Genomic DNA, 16,873 nt, shown 5'->3' on the forward strand with positions numbered 1-16,873 from the left:
GGTGATCCCCGAACTCGGCCAGTTGGCGATGATCCTGGCGATCTGCTTCGCGGTCGTGCAGGCCACGGTGCCCTTGCTTGGCGCCTGGCGCGGCGACAGCCTGTGGATGAGCCTGGCGCGCCCGGCGGCCTGGGGGCAGTTTGCTTTCCTCGCCTTTGCCTTCGCCTGCCTGACCCACGCCTTCATGACCGACAACTTCTCGGTCACCTATGTGGCCAGCAACTCCAACAGCGCCTTGCCCTGGTACTACAAGTTCAGCGCCGTATGGGGCGCCCACGAGGGCTCGCTGCTGCTGTGGGCGCTGATCCTCGGTGGCTGGACCTTCGCCGTGTCGATCTTCTCGCGCCAACTGCCGCAAGTGATGCTGGCCCGGGTGCTGGCGGTGATGGGCATGATCAGCGTCGGCTTCCTGAGCTTCTTGATCATCACGTCCAACCCGTTCTCGCGCCTGTTGCCACAGGTGCCAGGCGACGGTCGCGACCTCAACCCGCTGCTGCAGGACTTCGGCCTGATCGTCCACCCGCCGATGCTGTACATGGGCTACGTGGGCTTCTCGGTGGCCTTCGCCTTCGCCATCGCCGCGCTGCTCGGCGGGCGCCTGGACGCTGCCTGGGCGCGCTGGTCGCGGCCCTGGACCATCGTTGCCTGGGCCTTCCTCGGGGTGGGCATCACCCTCGGCTCGTGGTGGGCCTACTACGAACTGGGCTGGGGCGGCTGGTGGTTCTGGGACCCGGTGGAAAACGCCTCGTTCATGCCTTGGCTGGTGGGCACGGCGCTGATCCATTCGCTGGCGGTCACCGAAAAGCGCGGCGTATTCAAGAGCTGGACCGTGCTGCTGGCCATCGCTGCATTCTCGCTGAGCCTGCTGGGTACCTTCCTGGTCCGTTCCGGCGTGCTGACGTCGGTGCACGCGTTCGCCGCCGACCCGTCGCGCGGCATCTTCATCCTGATCTTCCTGCTGTTCGTGGTCGGTGGCTCGCTGACCTTGTTCGCCCTGCGCGCACCCGTGGTCAAGAGCCAGGTCGGCTTTGCCCTGTGGTCGCGGGAAACCCTGCTGCTGGCCAACAACCTGGTCCTGGTGGTGGCGGCCTCCATGATCCTGCTCGGCACTCTCTACCCGCTGGTGCTCGATGCCTTGACCGGGGCCAAGCTGTCGGTCGGCCCGCCTTACTTCGATGCCTTGTTCCTGCCGCTGATGGCGCTGCTGATGCTGGTGCTGGGCGTGGGTGTGGTGGTGCGCTGGAAGGACACCCCCGGCAAATGGCTGGCCAGCATGATGACCCCGGTGCTGATCGGCAGCGCCGTGCTGGCGCCGCTCGCCGGGTTGCTGGTCGATGACTTCGACTGGCCGGCCCTGAGCGTATTCGCCCTGGCTGCCTGGGTGGTCCTCAGCGGCGTACGCGACATCCTCGATAAGACCCGCCACAAGGGCCTGTTCAAAGGCCTTGGCGGCCTTGGTCGCAGCTACTGGGGCATGCAGCTGGCCCACCTCGGCCTGGTGGTGTGCGCCCTGGGCGTGGTGCTGTCGAGCAACAACAGCGCCGAGCGCGACCTGCGCATGGCGCCGGGCGAGACGGTCGAGCTGGGCGGCTACCACTTCCTGTTCGAAGGCGCCAAGCACTTCGAGGGCCCTAACTTCATCTCCGACAAGGGCACCGTGCGGGTTTCCCGCGAGGGCCGTGAAGTCTCGGTACTGCACCCGGAAAAACGCCTGTACACCGTGCAGCAGTCGATGATGACCGAGGCCGGCATCGATGCCGGCTTTACCCGCGACCTGTATGTCGCTCTGGGCGAGCCGCTGGAAAACGGCGCCTGGGCGGTGCGGGTGCATATCAAACCCTATGTCCGCTGGATCTGGCTGGGCGGTCTGCTGACCGGCCTGGGCGGCTTGCTGGCGGCCTTCGACCGACGCTACCGCGTCAAGGTCAAGACCCGGGTGCGTGAGGCCCTGGGCGTGTCTGGAGCAACTGCATGAAGCGTTGGGTCATGGTGGTGCCACTGGCGGTATTTCTGCTGGTGGCGGTGTTTCTTTACAAAGGGCTGTTCCTCAAGCCCGACGAGCTACCCTCGGCGATGATCGGCAAGCCGTTCCCGGCCTTCTCGCTGGGTACCGTGCAGGGCGACCGCACGCTGACCCAGGCCGACCTGCTCGGCCGTCCGGCGCTGGTCAACGTGTGGGGCACCTGGTGCCCGTCGTGCAAGGTCGAGCACCCCTACCTCAACCAGCTCGCCGAGCAGGGTGTGGTGATCCACGGGGTCAACTACAAGGACGACAACGCCGCCGCGTTGAAATGGCTGGCCGAGTTCCACAACCCCTACCAGCTCAATATCGCCGACCCGCAAGGCTCGCTGGGCCTGGACCTGGGGGTGTACGGCGCGCCGGAAACCTTCCTGGTCGATGCCAAGGGCATCATCCGCTACAAGCACGTCGGTGTGGTCGATGCCACGGTGTGGCGCGAGCAGCTGGCGCCGCTGTACCAGGGCCTGGTCGATGAGGCCAGGCCATGAAGCGCTGGTTAGCTGCCGCCGTGCTGGGTTTGAGCCTGGCCGGCGCCGCCAGGGCGGCCATCGACACCTACCAGTTTCGCGACGAAGCCGAGCGTGAGCGCTACCAGCAACTGACCAAGGAACTGCGCTGCCCCAAGTGCCAGAACCAGGACATCGCCGACTCCAACGCGCCGATTGCCGCCGACCTGCGCCGCGAGATCTTCCGCATGCTTGGCGAGAACAAGAGCAATCAGCAGATCGTCGACTTCATGGTCGATCGCTATGGCGACTTCGTGCGTTACAAGCCAGCGCTCAGTGGGCGCACCTTCCTGCTCTGGTTCGGCCCGGGCATCCTGCTGGCTGGCGGTTTCGTGGTGCTGGCGCTGATCGTGCGCCGCCGCCGTGGCCAAGCCGCGGCCGGCCCCGCCGAATTGTCTGCCGACGAACGCGAGCGTCTCGCCAAACTGCTGGAAAAAGACCGTACCCATGACTGAATTCTGGCTTAGCGCGGGCCTGCTGCTGCTCGCCGCCCTGGCATTTCTGCTGCTCCCGATCCTGCGTGGCCGCCGTCGCCAGCAGGCCGAGCAGGACCGTACCGCACTCAACGTGGCGCTGTTCGAAGAACGCGTCGCCGAGCTGGCTGCCCAGCAGCAGGCCGGGGTGCTCGACGCCGAACAACTGGCCAAGGGCCGCGACGAAGCGGCCCGCGAGCTGCTGGCCGACACCGAGCGCGACGGCGTCGCCCGCCAGGGCCACCTGGGCAAGGCCATCCCGCTGCTGGCGGCGGTGCTGGTGCCCGCCATGGCGCTGGGGCTGTACCTGCACTTCGGCGCTGCCGACAAGGTCGAGCTGACCCAGGAGTTCGCCAAGGCGCCGCAATCCATGCAGGAAATGACCTCGCGCCTGGAGCGGGCGGTACAGGCCCAGCCGGACTCGGCCGAAGCCCTGTACATCCTGGGCCGCACCTATATGGCCGATCAGCGCCCGGCGGATGCCGCCAAGGCCTTCGAGCGCGCAGTATCCCTGGCCGGGCGCCAGCCGGAGCTGCTCGGGCAATGGGCCCAGGCGCTGTACTTCGCCGCTGACAAGCAGTGGAGCCCGCAGTTGCAAGCGCTGACCGAGGAGGCCTTGAAGGCCGACCCGCAGGAAGTCACCAGCCTTGGCCTGCGCGGTATTGCCGCGTTCGAGGGGCAGCGTTACCAGGAGGCCATCGGCTTCTGGCAGCGCCTGCTGGCGCAGCTGCCCGAGGGCGATGCCTCGCGTGCCGCACTGCAGGGCGGCATCGACCGCGCCGCAGACAAGCTCAAGGCTGGCGGCGCCAAGGTCGAGCAAAGCGCACGTCTGAAAGTGCGGGTAGAGCTGGCCGCCGCGCTCAAGGACAAGGTCCGCCCGGACGACACCGTGTTCATCTTCGCCCGCGCCAGCAATGGCCCGCCCATGCCGCTGGCGGCCAAGCGGGTGACCGTGGCGCAGTTGCCGATCGAGGTGGAGCTGTCGGACGCCGACGCGATGATGCCGCAGATGAAACTGTCGGACTACGCTGAAGTCCAACTGGTTGCCCGTGTCTCCCGTGCAGGCCAGCCGACCCACGGTGAGTGGAAAGGCCAGAGCGCCCCGCTGGCCAGCGGCACCCAGGCCATCCAGCACCTGACCATCGACAGCCCCGATTCATAAGAGAGCAACGCCATGAACAGCACCGTCCGCCTGACCCTGATTACCCTGGCCCTGGGTCTGTCCGCGTGTACGGTGCATCAGCCAGGCGAGCGCGAGCCGCTGCCGCCAATCCAGACCACACCGCCGCCGCACCAGGGGCCGGCGGTCAAGCCGCTGCCAGGCAGCAAGCCCGGTGGGCCGGCGGCGACGCCCAAGCCAATGCCGCGCACTTCCGCCAGTTTTGCCCCGCCACCCGGCGGCGCCAGCCACTGGGACCCGAAGCTGGGGGTCTATGTGCTGGAAAAGCAGCCCAACACCTTCTACCGCCAACGCACCTATTACCGCTGGAACAACGGCTGGAGCTGGTCGTTGAGCCCCAACGGCCCGTGGCAGGACACCGACAGCAGTGGTGTGCCGGGTGGTTTGGGCAGGGCGTTCGGGCAATAACTGCCGTGGTCTGATCGCGGGGCAAGTCGCATCGGCGCACCGCCGCTCCCACGATTCTTCGTGGGAGCGGGCTTGCCCCGCGATAGGGCCGGCAGCGTCAACAACTGGCATACTCCCCCTTCGCATTCAATGGAGGGTGGCATGAGCAAGACAGTCCTGGTGCTGGTGGAAACCGTCGATGACTACCTACCCCTGCTGGAACAGGCCGGTTACCGCCTGATCCGCGCGCCCTCGCCGCAGCTGCGCGCCGATGCCATCGCCCGGCACGCTGGCGAAATCGATGCTGTGCTCACCCGTGGCCCGTTGGGCCTGACTGGTGCTGAAATCGAACAGCTGGTGAAGCTGCAGATCATCTGCGTGATCGGCGCCGGCTACGAGCAGGTCGACCTGGCCACCGCCGCGGCACGGGGCATCACCGTCACCAATGGCGCCGGGGCCAATGCCGGCGCGGTCGCTGACCATACCCTGGCCCTGCTGCTGGCGCTGCTGCGCGACATCCCGCGTGCTGACGCCAGCACCCGTCGCGGTGAATGGAACCGAGTGATCAGCCCATCGGTGAGTGGCAAACGCCTGGGCATCATCGGCCTTGGCGCTGTCGGGCAGGCCATCGCCCGGCGCGCCGCCCTGGGCTTCGACATGAACGTCAGCTACCACAGCCGCACCCCGCGCACCGATGTGCCCTACACCTGGTACGACAGCCCGCTGCACCTGGCCGACGCGGTGGACATCCTCGTGGTGGCCACTCCGGGCGGCAACGGCACTCGCCACCTGGTGGATGCCCAGGTGCTCGAAGCCTTGGGCGCCGAGGGCTATCTGGTCAACATCGCCCGAGCCAGCGTGGTGGATACCCAGGCGTTGGTTGCTGCCTTGCAGCAGGGTGCGATCGCCGGCGCTGCGCTGGATGTGTTCGATGACGAGCCTGCCGTGCCCGATGCGCTCAAGGCGCTGGCCAACACCGTACTCACCCCGCATGTCGCCGGCCAGTCACCGCAAGCGGCCCGTGACACCGTGACCCTGGTGCTACGCAACCTGGAGGCGTTCTTCGCCGGCCAGCCAGTGCTCACGCCTGTTCGCGGCTGAACCTTTTGCCGATGTTTGCCTGGCACCCTGCCGGGCTTGAGGAGTTTTTGCATGCAACTCGAGATCTTCCAGGTCGATGCGTTTTCTGCCGTGCCTTTCGGCGGCAACCCCGCGGCGGTGATTCCGCTGGAGCAGTGGTTGCCGGACGACCTGCTGCAACGCATCGCCGAAGAGAACAATCTGTCGGAAACCGCCTATTTCGTCCGCAATGGCGAAGTGTTCGACTTGCGCTGGTTCACGCCGGCCGTGGAAGTCGACCTGTGTGGTCATGCGACCTTGGCGGCGGCCTGGGTGCTGTTCGAGCAACTGGGCGAGCGAGCCGAGGTGCTGCGGTTCAGTACCCGTAGCGGTGAGTTGCGGGTCAGCCGTGCTGCCGATGGCCGGCTGGCCATGGATTTCCCGGCCAAGCAGCCGGTTGCAGTGGATATACCCGAAGGCTTGCTGGCGGCATTGGGTCTGGGTACCGCGAGTGCAGTGTACCGATCGGACGATTATGTGGTGATGATCGATGACGCCTCGCTGCTCGACGCGCTCGAACCGGACTTCGTTGCACTGTCGGCTTTCGATGTACGTGGCATCGCAGTGACCGCGCCGGGCCGCGGCTTCGATTTCGTTACCCGCTGGTTCGGCCCTCGGGTCGGGGTCAACGAGGACCCGGTCACAGGCTCTGCTCATACTTCGCTGGCGCCGTTGTGGGCGGCTCGACTGGGCAAACCAGTGCTTAGTTGCGAACAGGGCGGTGCTCGCAAGGGGCAGTTGACTTGTGAAGTGCCGGGTAATGGGCGGGTGATCATTCTTGGGCTTGGGGCGCTGTATCTTCGCGGCTCGATTCATATCTGAACATGCGGGCCTGCTTCGGCTCGAAGCAGGTCCGTCAAGGATTGGGCTATTGATCGCCGGCAATATATTGGAAAGTGGCATCGCCACTGGGCACTGTCGGCAGCGTGACCTTGATGAGCGGAATACTGATACCGGTCTTGCTCAGGAATTTTGCCCTGTCCTTTTTGGCATCGATCAAGGCCGTACTGTTGTTGTAGAAGAAGGCCTGTAGCGGTAGACGGCCATCCAGATTGTCATCCCAGACTTTTAGCAACAGTTCATTCCATTGGTTGAAGTAGCGTGAATCACGCCATTTGGAGCGCATGCCTTGATAGAAGTTGGGGCCTGCATACTGGTTCAGTTCATCACGAACATCCCAACCACAGATTCTGCTGCCGGCGGTACCTGGCGGATAGGCCGCGTTCCACTGCTCCGCCATTGTGATATTCAGGCGATGGCATTTGTCGGAATTGGCAACGCCCGGGTAAACGCCACAACCTTGATCCGCCTTACGGTTGTCGGTCCAACCGTCCATGGGGAAAAAGCAAAGCACTTGTATGCGTTCAAGACCCGCAGGCGTGTTCAGCACGGGATAGAAAATCAGGCCGTTCACATTGGGACGATCCCAGGCGAAGGAGGCAAAGTTGTTGTCCTTGCGCAAGAACGAGAATGAAACGCTGCCCTTGGCGTGTGCCTTGGGGCTGGGGTCCCAGGAATCATAGGCGTCCCCGTAAGTGGTGACGCGAATCATCACCCCTGAGCACAGAAAAGCGGGCATGGTGTCGCTGCCGCAGTCTGCCGGTCTTTCATGATAGCTGCTGGTCAGCGCCGCTGCGGTCGCCGGGCCATCGGCCCTGGTGACGGTCGTGGAGGGGCGTTGCCCGGCACACCCGGTAAGTAGCAACACAATCAACAGAAAGAGCCTGGTCTTCATGGCAGGTGACCTCGATTCGCCACTGAGGCGTAAGTGATAGCCGCTGCATCCCGGTTGGATGCGGCAAGCATCGGGTTACATGTTTCAAGGCCTAGGCGTGAGTGAAACTAAGGCAGGAGGGCAGAGAGCCACAACTGGCAAAAATACCAGGTGGCGAGGCTGCGCGTTGTGGGATGGGCACATGTCCCTCTCGGGCTATCAGTGCGGGTTGTGACTATACTCGCTGCCTCATCCAGCAGAGATGCTCAACTATGTCCATGGAAAAGCAAGGCACCTGCCTGTGCGGTGCGACCCGCTTGAAGGTCACCGTCGGCAACACCCATATCAGCGCCTGCCACTGCAGCATGTGCCGCAAGTGGACCGGCGGCCCGCTGCTGGCGGTACATTGCGCCGCGCCGCCGCAGATCGAGGGCCCGGCGCCCAGCGTCTACGACTCCTCGCCATGGGCCCAGCGCGGTTTCTGCGGCCAGTGCGGTACGCACTTGTTCTACCGCTTGAAAAAGGACGATATGTACGTTGTGCCGGTAGGCTTGTTCGACGGTAAGCAAGACTGGACCTTCACCGAGCAGATCTTCATCGATGAAAAGCCCACCTGGTACTGCTTCAGCAACGAGACCAAAAATCTCACCGGCCAGCAGATCTTCGAGCAGTTCTCCCCATCCTGAGGCAGCCGGTCTTGCCAAGCAGCTGCATTCCTGCGAAAAGGGCGGCCACGAAAAACCGCTTCGAGGAACCTGCCATGAGCAGTGAGCTGCAAGTCATCGATCTACAGGAAGGCGACGGCAAGGCCGTGGTCAAGGGCGCGCTGATCACTACCCAGTACCGGGGCACCCTGGCCGACGGCAGCGAGTTCGATTCGTCCTGGACGCGCGGCAAGCCGTTCCAGTGCGTGATCGGCACCGGCCGGGTGATCAAGGGCTGGGACCAGGGCCTGATGGGCATGCGCGTGGGTGGCAAGCGCAAGCTGCTGGTGCCGGCACATCTGGGCTATGGAGAGCGTAGCGTGGGCGCAATCCCGCCGAATTCCGATCTGACCTTCGAGATCGAACTGCTCGAAGTACTGACCCGGGACGATTGAGGCACGGGACATCATTTGGCAACAGTCCTCTACTAACGTGGTCGCTGGTCACGGAACGGCAGTTGTATCCAGGGAGGAACCAAACGGGGCGAGGGCACTCTGACCCTCACGCGCGGCCAAGGATGGCATCCACTTCAAGGGCGCCTGCGGCATCGACGGCAGGCCATGTGGCGAGCCTCGATACCTTCTGTCACAAGAGCCTGCCGTAGATGAAACTGCCCCCCTTCGTTCGCCGTCGTCGTCACCTGCTGTTGAGCCTGTTGCTCACCGCTGCGGCCGTGCCCCTGGCAATGGATGTGGTCGAAAGCCGGGCGCAACCGGTGGATGGCACCCAGACCCTGGTGTTCCTGCGCCACGCCGAAAAGCCTGGCGAAGGCTTGGGCCAGTTGAACTGCCAGGGGCTCAACCGTGCCATCGACCTGGCCACCTTGCTGCCGGAGCGTTTCGGCAAGGCCGACTACGTGTTCGCCGCCAATCCTTCGCGGCATGTCGAGGAGGGCAGCCAGGACCGAAGCTACAGCTATATCCGCCCACTCATGACCATCACCCCCAGTGCCATCCGCCTGGGCCTGCCGGTGAACATCGACTACGGCGCCAACGACACCGACGGCCTGGCCAGGGAACTGCTGCGCGACAAGTACCGCAATGCCACCGTCTATACCGCCTGGTCCCATGGTTACCTGCCGGAACTGATCAATGCCGTGGCCGGCAAGGCCCTGGGTGAGGATCGGGTGATCACCCAGGACTGGAGCGGGGATGACTTCGACACCCTGTACGTGCTCACCCTGACCTGGCACGACGGCAAGGCCAGCCTGCTCAGCCGTAATGTGCGCCAGGGCCTCGACAACGGCGAGTCTGGCTGCCCGACCTGAGCTGCTGGTACTGTCTTGCGCTGAACCCATGCACAGGGATGTACGGATGAGCCAGCGGGTAACAGTGATCGGAGGAGGGGTGGTTGGCCTGGCGACCGCCTATGCGCTGGTGCGCGAGGGGTACTCGGTCGACCTGGTCGAAGCCCGTGACAGCCTGGCCAGTGCCACCAGTTTCGCCAATGGCGGGCAGCTTTCATACCGCTATGTGGCGCCGCTGGCCGATGCCGGAGTGCCATGGCAGGCGCTTGGTTGGTTGTTGCGGGGCGATTCGCCCTTGCGCTTGCGCCTGCGCCTGGACCCGGCCCAGTGGCGCTGGCTGGCGGCCTTCGTCATGGCCTGCCGCACAGGGGTCAATCGCCGCAATGCTGCCCAGTTGTTGAACTTGGCCCTTGAGAGCCAGGCAGCGCTGGCGCGTTGGCGCGAGGAGGACGGCCTGGCGGATTTTGCCTGGCGGCGCAACGGCAAACTGGTGGCCTTTCGCACCCGGCAGGCCTTCGCCCATGGGCGCGAACAGTTGCTCGATCCACTCAATCAGCAGGTGCTGGATGCCGGGCAATTGCGCCTGCTCGACCCGGCGTTGGCCGAGGCGCCTTTTATCGGCGGTGTGTTCACCCCGGACGAGGAAGTCGCCGATTGCCACCGCTTCTGCCTGCGCCTGGCCGAGCGGCTGGAGGCGTCGGGGCACTGCCGGCTGCACCTGGGCCAGGCGGTGACTCGGCTGATACGGCGCAAGGACGAAGTGGTGGCGCTGGCGCTCGCTGATCGCCAGTTGGACGTCCAACGCCTGGTGCTGTGCGCCGGGCACCGCAGCGCCAGCCTGGCATTGCCCGGCTTGAACCTGCCGGTTTATCCACTCAAGGGCTACAGCCTGACCGCACCCGTCACCGAGGCGCATCGGGCGCCTGACGTGAGCCTGACCGACTACGAGCGCAAGATCGTCTATGCGCGGCTGGACCAGCAGCTGCGGGTGGCGGCGATGGTGGACATTGTCGGCTATGACGAAACGGTGGATGCCGGCAGGCTGCGCAGCATGCGCCGTCTGGCGGGAGAGACGCTGCCCGGGGCGGCCGATTATGGCCAGGCGGTGGAGTGGGCGGGGATGCGGCCGGCAACGCCGACCGGGGTGCCGATCATCGGGGCGACGATGTACCGCAACCTGTGGTTGAACCTGGGGCATGGGGCGTTGGGGTTCACCCTGGCCTGTGGCAGTGGCGAGCGGTTGGCCAGGATGATGGGGTGAGTCTGCGGGCCCTATCGCCGGCAAGCCGGCTCCCACAAGTGCATGTGGGAGCCGGCTTGCCGGCGATAGGGCCAGTACTGGCGGTAAGTGATTCAGCGACCGAACCGCATCGGCCAGCCCACCACCTTCTTCACCCGCGGCGTGGCATAGGTGCGCACCTTGGATGTGCTCAAGCCCAGGCGCACCAGCGATTCGGCGATGGTCACCGCCGCACTCACACCATCCACAACCGGCACCCCGGTGCGCTGGCGAATTTCTTCGTCAAGCCCGGCCATACCGCCACAACCCAGGCAGATCACCTCGGCCTTGTCCTCCTGCACGGCGCGCTCGGCCTGCTCGACGATGGCTTCAACGGCCCGCCTTGGGTCGGCCTCCAGCTCCAGTACCGCCAGCCCGCTGGCACGCACCGAGGCGCAGCGGTCGTACAGGCCCGACAGTTTCAGACGGTCCTCGATCAGCGGCACGGTGCGGTCCAGGGTGGTTACCACCGAGTAAGCGTGGCCCAGGTACATCGCCGTGCTGGCGGCGGCGTCGGTGATGTCCACCACTGGTACGTTGAGCAACTCCTGCAGGCCTTCGCGGCCATGTTCGCCGTAGCCGGCCTGGATGACGGCGTCGTAGGGCTGGTCATAGGCCAGCACCCGGTCCATCACGGCGATGGCGGCCAGGTAGCTCTCGAAATTGCCTTCCACCGATTCGGCGCCGAACCAGGGCGTCAGGCCGACGATCTCGGTGCCCGGCGCGGCGACGCTGCGCGCCTGCTCGGCGATGGCCTCGGTTATGGCTGCGGTGGTGTTGACGTTGGCGATCAGAATACGCATGACGGACTTCCCTGAAATCAGTGGCTGCTGTGGTCGACGGCGATGCACTCGCCGCTGACGTCGTGGTACTGGGCGTGGCGCGGTGCGATCAGCAGGTACAGGGCGGCGGCGATGCCGGCCCCGATCAGCCAGGAGAACGGCGCGACACTCTGGAAGTTGGGTACCAGGGCCAGGACGATGGCCAAGAGCGCTGCGGGGATGAACGCGGCGAGGGCGCGCAGGTTGATGCCCTTGCTGTAGTGGTAGGCGCCGGCGGGGTTCTCGCTGTACAGCTCGGGCACGTTGATGCGGCCCTTACGCAGCAGCCAGTAGTCGGCCATGATCACGCCGTACAGTGGGCCGAGCAGGGCGCCCAGCCCCGACAGGAAGTACACGATCACCAGCGGGCTGTTGTACAGGTTCCACGGCAGGATCAGCACCGCCAGGGTGGCGCTGATCAGGCCGGCACGGCGGAAGTTCAGGTGGCGTGGCGCCAGGTTGCTGAGCACGAAGGCCGGGGCGACGAAGTTGGCCATGATGTTCACCGCCACGGTGACGATCAGGAAGGCCATGCAGCCCAGCACCAGGAACAGGGTGTTGGGGATGCTGGCGACAATCTGTGTCGGGCTGTCGATGATCTGGCCGTTGATCTGGAACTGCGCGCCGCACAGCACCACGGTGATGGCGGCGAACACCAGGATGTTCACCGGCAGGCCCCAGAAGTTGCCGACGCGGATGGTCTTGCGGCACGGCGAGCTGCGCGCGAAGTCGCAGAAGTTCAGCACCAGGGTGCCGTAGATCGCCAGCCACAGTGCGCCGCCGGCAAAGATGTTGCGCCACATCTCGTAGCCGGTCAGGGGTTCGGCAACCGACCAGGCGATGCGCGCGTCGGCCTTGAAGTACATGAATACCGCCAGGCAGGCCACGGTCAGCAGGATCACCGGGCCGGCGAAGGCTTCGTAGCGGCGCACCATTTCCATGCCGTAGGCGAGGATCACCAACTGCACCAGCCAGATCGACACGAAGCACACCCAGCCCAGGCTCGACAGGCCGAGGATGCTGTCGTGGTCGTAGGCGGCCACTTGCGGCCAGACGGCCGTGAGCAGCACCCGCAGCACTACAGAGGCGAGGTAGGTCTGGATACCGAACCAGGCGATGGCGATCACCGCGCGGATCAGCGCCGGGATCTGCGCGCCGTGGATGCCAAAGGCGATGCGGCTGATCACCGGGAACGGCACGCCGGTTTTCTGCCCCATGTAGCCGGACAGGTTCATGAAGAAGTACACCAGCGCCGCGCCGATCGCCAGCGACAGGAGGATCTGCCAGCCGCCCAGGCCGAGGGCGAACAGCCCCATGGCGAAGGAGTAGTTGGCGATGTTGTGCACGTCGTTGGTCCACAGCGCGAAGATGCTGTAGCCGCCCCAGCGCCGGCCTTCGGCTTTGGTCGGGGCGAGGTCGCGGTTATGCAGGCGCGGGCTCAGTTCGAGGTCGGCCGGGTGGCCTTCGAGGGTGGTTGCGGCGGGGCTGGTGCTGGCAACGGAAAGTTCAGGGGCAAGGGGGAGGCTGCTACTCATTCCGGCGGCTCCTGATGCGTGTGACTGCGATGAGCGGGCGCTGGCGCACGGGCTCGCCATCTCGTCGGTGCAGGCGTTGGCATCACTGGGTTCTGGGCGCGGCGGTCGCGGTTCGGGGCGACGCTGCGGGTTCTTGTGTATTTATGTTTCGTTCAACTTGTATACAAAACACGAACACACAAAAGCCAGTTCTATGCCAGGGTGAATCCAAGTTTCATGGTGCCATCATTTTGAGTTTGGCTAGTTGAAATATAAGTTGCTGAAATTAAGGATTTATAAGTTGACCGAATGAACAGTTTAAATTTTTTAAGATGCGAATTAGTTGATCAACTGGTCAAAATTAGTTGGCTGTGGTGTGTAACCTAATGGGGCGCTGCTTCGCAAAAGTGCACACAAAAATGGCACTTAAGGTGACATTTATGTGTACAAAAAATCGCCAAGGTTCTTCGCCGGCAAGCCGGCTCATTCAGCGCGCACTGCGATACCCCGCCATGCCAACAAGGCGGACAGCGGTGATGCCACAGGAAAGACTGGCCCGAAACAAACTGTGGGAGCGGGTTTACCCGCGAAGCGCCGCGCGGGCGGCGCTCGATCTCATAGGCGCTGATGAAACATCGGCGAACACCTAGTGGCCCATATGCGAATTCAAGACAGGCCCCTGGGCGTCACACCGCTGGCCTTGGGTAATCAGGATCGGGTAACGGCCACCAGGCGCATGGCGGGAGATTGGGTGAAGGCCACCAGGTGCCTGGCGATGTTTTTGTAGCGCCTATGAGATCGAGCGCCGCCCGCGCGGCGCTTCGCGGGTAAACCCGCTCCCACAGTTTGTTTCGGGCCAGTCTTTCCTGTGCCATCACCTGGTCCGCCTTGTTGGCATGACGCGGTATCGCGGTGCGCGCGGATGCCGCTGCGCCTGTCTCACAGGCAATCCACCCCTCAGTGCTTCATCCCCAACTCCGCATCATCCAGCAGCGCCTTGGCCAGCGCGCTCAGGTAATACGACGCCCACAGCAGTTGCGGCTTCTCTTCCATGATCCCGGTAATGGTCAGGTCGCGCACGCAGCCCATCAGTTCCGAAGCCTGGTCCCGCGCATGCTGGCAGGGGATGCCGGGCTCGATGCAGAACAGCGGGGCGGTCATCCCTTCGCCTTGATAGAACTTGGTTTTGCCCACGGTGGTGCGGGGCGTGGTGTCGTCTGTGTTCATTGCTCACTCTCCCTGAAATGATCGATGCCTGGACGGCCCCTGTCGCTGGCAACCCAACGCCACAGTTACGGCACCGGTGCTAGGGCAAAGCCAATCCCTGTGGGAGCCGGCTTGCCGGCGATGAGGGCGGCCCAGGCAAAACACGCCTACCGGCCTAGTGGAACGCCCGGCGCTCCAGCTGCGGCATCTGCGCTTGAATCAACGCCGACTCGAGCAGCACCCGCAGCGCCTCGATCTCATGCATCAACGCCATGATCAGAAGCGACGCGGGCGACTTGGGTTGCTGGACCGAAATGGCCTGATGCGCCATGGCCTGAGCGCACAGGGCGTACTCCGTGGCCTGGACGAGGGTGTCTTCGAGGGAGTGGTGGTTGTGGGGTGGATCGGGGACGATCTTCAACATAGCTATTTACCTTTCAGGTGCGACCACCTGCCTGCTGTCAAACAGGAGGGTGGCAGCTGTACGTGGGTTGACAGACCGGCGGAAATAGCAAAGTTCCGGCGCACGCGAACGTGCCCGCACGTACAGCCGCCATAACGGCAAACCGCACGCTATTTACCGTCACAGCCTGTCAAAGCTGTGTCGTTGATGAGCAACGACTCGCCGAGACTAGGGGGCCGCCAGGGCGACCGCAACGGAAAAAAGGCGGCAGGAGTATGTTTGGGAAATGGACTACAAGTAAGGGCTTTAATCTGATTCTTCGTGGCCGGTAGCAAATTCAGGAGTTGCAGACATCGCATGGATATTGGCCGGTCTTCGTAGGCGCATTTCAGCGCGCACAAAGATATCGCGCCATGCCAACAAGGCGGACAGCGGTGATGGCCCAGGCTTAACTGGCCCGAAACAAATGTGGGAGCTGGCTTGCCAGCGATGCGCCGCGCGGGCGGCGCTCGATCTGATAGGCGCTGCAAACCTGTCGCCATGCACCTGGTGGCCCACATGCGATTTCAAGACAGGCCCTTGGGCCTCACACCGCTGGCCCTGGGTAGTCAGGATCGGGTAACGGCCACAAGGTGCATGCCGGGAGATTGGGTGAAGGCCACCAGGTGCCTGGCGATGATTTTGTAGCGCCTACAAGATCGAGCGCCGCCCGCGCGGCGCTTCGCGGGTAAACCCGCTCCCACAGTTTGTTTCGGGCCAGTCTTTCCTGTGCCCTCACCTGGTCCGCCTTGGCGCATGTCGAAAGTCCTGCGCTGGCCCATCTTCAAGCCATCGGCGGCAGTCTGCGCTTCACCGGGGTCTTCTTGATGATTGCGGTATTGGTCTCGGCCAGCGTATTGAGCAGGTCGAGCAGGGTGTCCAGCTGTTCCATCGAACGCACATGCAGGCGGGCGATAAAGCAGTCCTCCCCCGTAACCTTGTCGCATTCGGTGAACTCGGGGATGGCGATGATCTGCCGCTCCACCTCCTGCAGCTTCCCAGGCAGTGGGCGCACGCGCACGATGGCCTGCAACTGGTAGCCAAAGCAGCGTGGGTCTACCTCCACCGTATAGCCACGCAGCACGCCACGTTCCTCCAGGCGGCGCAGGCGCTCGCTGACGCTGGGCGCGGACAGCCCGCTGATCTGCGCCAAGGCCTTGAGCGAGCGGCGAGAGTCCTCCATCAGGGCGTTGATCAATAGCTGGTCGATGTCGTCAGTCATGGCTACCTCGTTAGGCAATTCCGGTGATTGGCCTTGATAGTAAAGGCGAATGGCTAAATCTGCCTTCGCTATCCGCTGGAAGGCCCATCGGCACCCCGCGCATACTGTGGCCATCGTGTACAGGAGGTGTGAGATGGACAATTCGCTGCGCCGCGGCTCCCTGGAAATGGTCGCCGCCATGCTGATCTCCGGGACCATCGGCTGGTTCGTGCTGGTGTCCGGGCAGCCGGTGCTGGAGGTGGTGTTCTGGCGCTGCTTGTTCGGCGCCGGCACCTTGCTGCTGATTTGCGCGGCCATGGGCTTTCTCAAACCCGGCGTGCTGACCCGCGCCACCTTCCTGCTGGCGGTGGTCAGCGGGGTGGCGATCGTCGGCAACTGGGTGCTGCTGTTCGCCTCTTACTCGCGGGCATCGATCGCCATCGGCACGGCGGTGTACAACGTCCAGCCGTTCATGCTGGTGGGGCTGGCGGCGCTGTTTCTCGGCGAGAAGATCACCCTGGCCAAGCTGACCTGGCTGGGCGTGGCCTTTGTCGGCATGCTGGCCATCGTCAGCGCCCATGGCGCCGGGCAAGCCAGCGGCAGCGAGTACCTGTTGGGCATCGGCCTGGCGCTGGGGGCCGCTTTCCTTTATGCGGTGGCGGCACTGATCATCAAGCGCCTGACCGGCACGCCGCCGCACCTGATCGCACTGATCCAGGTGAGCACCGGGGTGCTGCTGCTGGCGCCATGGGTGAAGCTCGGCGGCCTGCCGGGTGAGTGGCCGGCATTGGGCAGCCTGGTGACCTTGGGCATCGTCCATACCGGGTTGATGTACGTGCTGCTGTACAGCGCCATCCAGCGCCTGCCCACCGCGCTGACTGGCGCGCTGTCGTTCATCTACCCGATCGCGGCGATCCTGGTGGACTGGGTGGCCTTCGGTCATCGACTGGCGCCGTTGCAATGGCTGGGGGTAGCGCTGATCCTGCTGGCGGCCGCGGGCATGCAGCAAGGCTGGTGGTTGCGCCCGGCGCGCACTGAGGGCGCGGCCAGGCCTTAGTCGC

General features: G+C 64.4%; 18 protein-coding genes. 12 read left to right on the forward strand and 6 right to left on the reverse strand.

Translation table 11 applies throughout. From position 1 onward, the window contains the following. Position 1: 1 nt before the first annotated feature. The 7 genes from EJA05_RS08670 (at position 2) to EJA05_RS08700 (ending at position 6,507) form a co-directional block, all read left to right on the forward strand. Positions 2 to 1,975, forward strand: coding sequence for a heme lyase CcmF/NrfE family subunit (locus tag EJA05_RS08670; RefSeq protein WP_190306079.1), 1,974 nt, complete (start codon positions 2 to 4; stop codon positions 1,973 to 1,975). Next, the gene (locus tag EJA05_RS08675) at positions 1,972 to 2,508 is read left to right on the forward strand and encodes a DsbE family thiol:disulfide interchange protein (RefSeq protein WP_125463303.1); all 537 of its coding nucleotides are present in this window, start codon (positions 1,972 to 1,974) and stop codon (positions 2,506 to 2,508) included. The genes EJA05_RS08670 and EJA05_RS08675 overlap by 4 nt, the downstream gene beginning before the upstream one ends. Further along, the gene (locus tag EJA05_RS08680) at positions 2,505 to 2,981 is read left to right on the forward strand and encodes a cytochrome c-type biogenesis protein (protein ID WP_110995287.1); all 477 of its coding nucleotides are present in this window, start codon (positions 2,505 to 2,507) and stop codon (positions 2,979 to 2,981) included. Before EJA05_RS08675 ends, EJA05_RS08680 begins: the two co-directional genes overlap by 4 nt. Continuing rightward, positions 2,974 to 4,161 carry a c-type cytochrome biogenesis protein CcmI gene (ccmI, locus tag EJA05_RS08685; protein ID WP_125857952.1) on the forward strand — a complete coding sequence of 396 codons (1,188 nt, stop codon included), beginning with the start codon at positions 2,974 to 2,976 and terminating at the stop codon, positions 4,159 to 4,161. The genes EJA05_RS08680 and ccmI overlap by 8 nt, the downstream gene beginning before the upstream one ends. 12 nt (positions 4,162 to 4,173) lie before the next feature. Continuing rightward, complete coding sequence (locus EJA05_RS08690; RefSeq protein WP_125857953.1) at positions 4,174 to 4,587, forward strand: hypothetical protein; 414 nt, start codon at positions 4,174 to 4,176, stop codon at positions 4,585 to 4,587. A gap of 141 nt (positions 4,588 to 4,728) precedes the next feature. Further along, positions 4,729 to 5,667 (forward strand): 2-hydroxyacid dehydrogenase, encoded by a 939-nt coding sequence (locus EJA05_RS08695; RefSeq protein ID WP_125857954.1) that lies wholly within the window; start codon positions 4,729 to 4,731, stop codon positions 5,665 to 5,667. A 51-nt stretch (positions 5,668 to 5,718) separates the two neighbouring features. Further along, positions 5,719 to 6,507 (forward strand): PhzF family phenazine biosynthesis protein, encoded by a 789-nt coding sequence (locus EJA05_RS08700; protein ID WP_125857955.1) that lies wholly within the window; start codon positions 5,719 to 5,721, stop codon positions 6,505 to 6,507. Between the two features lie 46 nt (positions 6,508 to 6,553). Here the strand turns inward: EJA05_RS08700 and EJA05_RS08705 are convergent, their stop codons facing one another. Beyond that, positions 6,554 to 7,420: a halovibrin HvnA gene (locus tag EJA05_RS08705; RefSeq protein ID WP_125857956.1), complete on the reverse strand. Its 867-nt coding sequence runs from the start codon at positions 7,418 to 7,420 to the stop codon at positions 6,554 to 6,556. 251 nt (positions 7,421 to 7,671) lie between these two features. On the opposite strand from EJA05_RS08705, the gene EJA05_RS08710 reads away from it, so the two are divergent. The 4 genes from EJA05_RS08710 (at position 7,672) to EJA05_RS08725 (ending at position 10,610) form a co-directional block, all read left to right on the forward strand. Further along, a complete protein-coding gene (locus EJA05_RS08710; RefSeq protein WP_125857957.1) occupies positions 7,672 to 8,085 on the forward strand; it encodes a GFA family protein in 414 nt (137 codons plus the stop codon). Between the two features lie 74 nt (positions 8,086 to 8,159). After that, positions 8,160 to 8,498 (forward strand): FKBP-type peptidyl-prolyl cis-trans isomerase, encoded by a 339-nt coding sequence (locus EJA05_RS08715; RefSeq protein ID WP_125857958.1) that lies wholly within the window; start codon positions 8,160 to 8,162, stop codon positions 8,496 to 8,498. A 209-nt stretch (positions 8,499 to 8,707) separates the two neighbouring features. After that, complete coding sequence (locus EJA05_RS08720; RefSeq protein WP_125463311.1) at positions 8,708 to 9,370, forward strand: histidine phosphatase family protein; 663 nt, start codon at positions 8,708 to 8,710, stop codon at positions 9,368 to 9,370. 46 nt (positions 9,371 to 9,416) lie between these two features. Next, positions 9,417 to 10,610, forward strand: a complete 1,194-nt coding sequence (locus EJA05_RS08725) for a D-amino acid dehydrogenase (protein WP_125857959.1) — start codon at positions 9,417 to 9,419, stop codon at positions 10,608 to 10,610. 92 nt (positions 10,611 to 10,702) lie between these two features. Here the strand turns inward: EJA05_RS08725 and EJA05_RS08730 are convergent, their stop codons facing one another. The 5 genes from EJA05_RS08730 to EJA05_RS08755 form a co-directional block, all read right to left on the reverse strand. Continuing rightward, positions 10,703 to 11,431: an aspartate/glutamate racemase family protein gene (locus EJA05_RS08730; protein ID WP_125463313.1), complete on the reverse strand. Its 729-nt coding sequence runs from the start codon at positions 11,429 to 11,431 to the stop codon at positions 10,703 to 10,705. A gap of 17 nt (positions 11,432 to 11,448) precedes the next feature. After that, a complete protein-coding gene (locus EJA05_RS08735) occupies positions 11,449 to 12,984 on the reverse strand; it encodes an NCS1 family nucleobase:cation symporter-1 (protein ID WP_125857960.1) in 1,536 nt (511 codons plus the stop codon). A 936-nt stretch (positions 12,985 to 13,920) separates the two neighbouring features. Further along, positions 13,921 to 14,190, reverse strand: a complete 270-nt coding sequence (locus tag EJA05_RS08740) for a DUF3077 domain-containing protein (RefSeq protein WP_125857961.1) — start codon at positions 14,188 to 14,190, stop codon at positions 13,921 to 13,923. A gap of 154 nt (positions 14,191 to 14,344) precedes the next feature. Next, positions 14,345 to 14,593 carry a hypothetical protein gene (locus EJA05_RS08745; protein WP_125857962.1) on the reverse strand — a complete coding sequence of 83 codons (249 nt, stop codon included), beginning with the start codon at positions 14,591 to 14,593 and terminating at the stop codon, positions 14,345 to 14,347. Between the two features lie 802 nt (positions 14,594 to 15,395). Further along, complete coding sequence (locus tag EJA05_RS08755; protein WP_125857963.1) at positions 15,396 to 15,833, reverse strand: Lrp/AsnC family transcriptional regulator; 438 nt, start codon at positions 15,831 to 15,833, stop codon at positions 15,396 to 15,398. Between the two features lie 133 nt (positions 15,834 to 15,966). Between EJA05_RS08755 and EJA05_RS08760 the strand changes: the two genes are divergently transcribed. Beyond that, positions 15,967 to 16,869: a DMT family transporter gene (locus EJA05_RS08760; protein WP_125857964.1), complete on the forward strand. Its 903-nt coding sequence runs from the start codon at positions 15,967 to 15,969 to the stop codon at positions 16,867 to 16,869. Positions 16,870 to 16,873 lie beyond the last annotated feature (4 nt).

It is taken from the genome of Pseudomonas oryziphila, from assembly GCF_003940825.1.
GTDB lineage: Bacteria > Pseudomonadota > Gammaproteobacteria > Pseudomonadales > Pseudomonadaceae > Aquipseudomonas > Aquipseudomonas sichuanensis.

What these genes read in the sequence shown, in the direction of transcription:
- EJA05_RS08690 (WP_125857953.1), top strand. Translation starts at nt 4,174, where the DNA reads ATGAACAGCACCGTCCGCCTGACCCTGATTACCCTGGCCCTGGGTCTG.
- EJA05_RS08745 (WP_125857962.1), bottom strand. Translation starts at nt 14,593, where the DNA reads ATGTTGAAGATCGTCCCCGATCCACCCCACAACCACCACTCCCTCGAA.
- EJA05_RS08730 (WP_125463313.1), bottom strand. Translation starts at nt 11,431, where the DNA reads ATGCGTATTCTGATCGCCAACGTCAACACCACCGCAGCCATAACCGAG.
- EJA05_RS08715 (WP_125857958.1), top strand. Translation starts at nt 8,160, where the DNA reads ATGAGCAGTGAGCTGCAAGTCATCGATCTACAGGAAGGCGACGGCAAG.
- EJA05_RS08720 (WP_125463311.1), top strand. Translation starts at nt 8,708, where the DNA reads ATGAAACTGCCCCCCTTCGTTCGCCGTCGTCGTCACCTGCTGTTGAGC.
- ccmI (WP_125857952.1), top strand. Translation starts at nt 2,974, where the DNA reads ATGACTGAATTCTGGCTTAGCGCGGGCCTGCTGCTGCTCGCCGCCCTG.
- EJA05_RS08740 (WP_125857961.1), bottom strand. Translation starts at nt 14,190, where the DNA reads ATGAACACAGACGACACCACGCCCCGCACCACCGTGGGCAAAACCAAG.
- EJA05_RS08695 (WP_125857954.1), top strand. Translation starts at nt 4,729, where the DNA reads ATGAGCAAGACAGTCCTGGTGCTGGTGGAAACCGTCGATGACTACCTA.
- EJA05_RS08725 (WP_125857959.1), top strand. Translation starts at nt 9,417, where the DNA reads ATGAGCCAGCGGGTAACAGTGATCGGAGGAGGGGTGGTTGGCCTGGCG.
- EJA05_RS08675 (WP_125463303.1), top strand. Translation starts at nt 1,972, where the DNA reads ATGAAGCGTTGGGTCATGGTGGTGCCACTGGCGGTATTTCTGCTGGTG.
- EJA05_RS08700 (WP_125857955.1), top strand. Translation starts at nt 5,719, where the DNA reads ATGCAACTCGAGATCTTCCAGGTCGATGCGTTTTCTGCCGTGCCTTTC.
- EJA05_RS08760 (WP_125857964.1), top strand. Translation starts at nt 15,967, where the DNA reads ATGGACAATTCGCTGCGCCGCGGCTCCCTGGAAATGGTCGCCGCCATG.
- EJA05_RS08755 (WP_125857963.1), bottom strand. Translation starts at nt 15,833, where the DNA reads ATGACTGACGACATCGACCAGCTATTGATCAACGCCCTGATGGAGGAC.
- EJA05_RS08705 (WP_125857956.1), bottom strand. Translation starts at nt 7,420, where the DNA reads ATGAAGACCAGGCTCTTTCTGTTGATTGTGTTGCTACTTACCGGGTGT.
- EJA05_RS08680 (WP_110995287.1), top strand. Translation starts at nt 2,505, where the DNA reads ATGAAGCGCTGGTTAGCTGCCGCCGTGCTGGGTTTGAGCCTGGCCGGC.
- EJA05_RS08710 (WP_125857957.1), top strand. Translation starts at nt 7,672, where the DNA reads ATGTCCATGGAAAAGCAAGGCACCTGCCTGTGCGGTGCGACCCGCTTG.
- EJA05_RS08735 (WP_125857960.1), bottom strand. Translation starts at nt 12,984, where the DNA reads ATGAGTAGCAGCCTCCCCCTTGCCCCTGAACTTTCCGTTGCCAGCACC.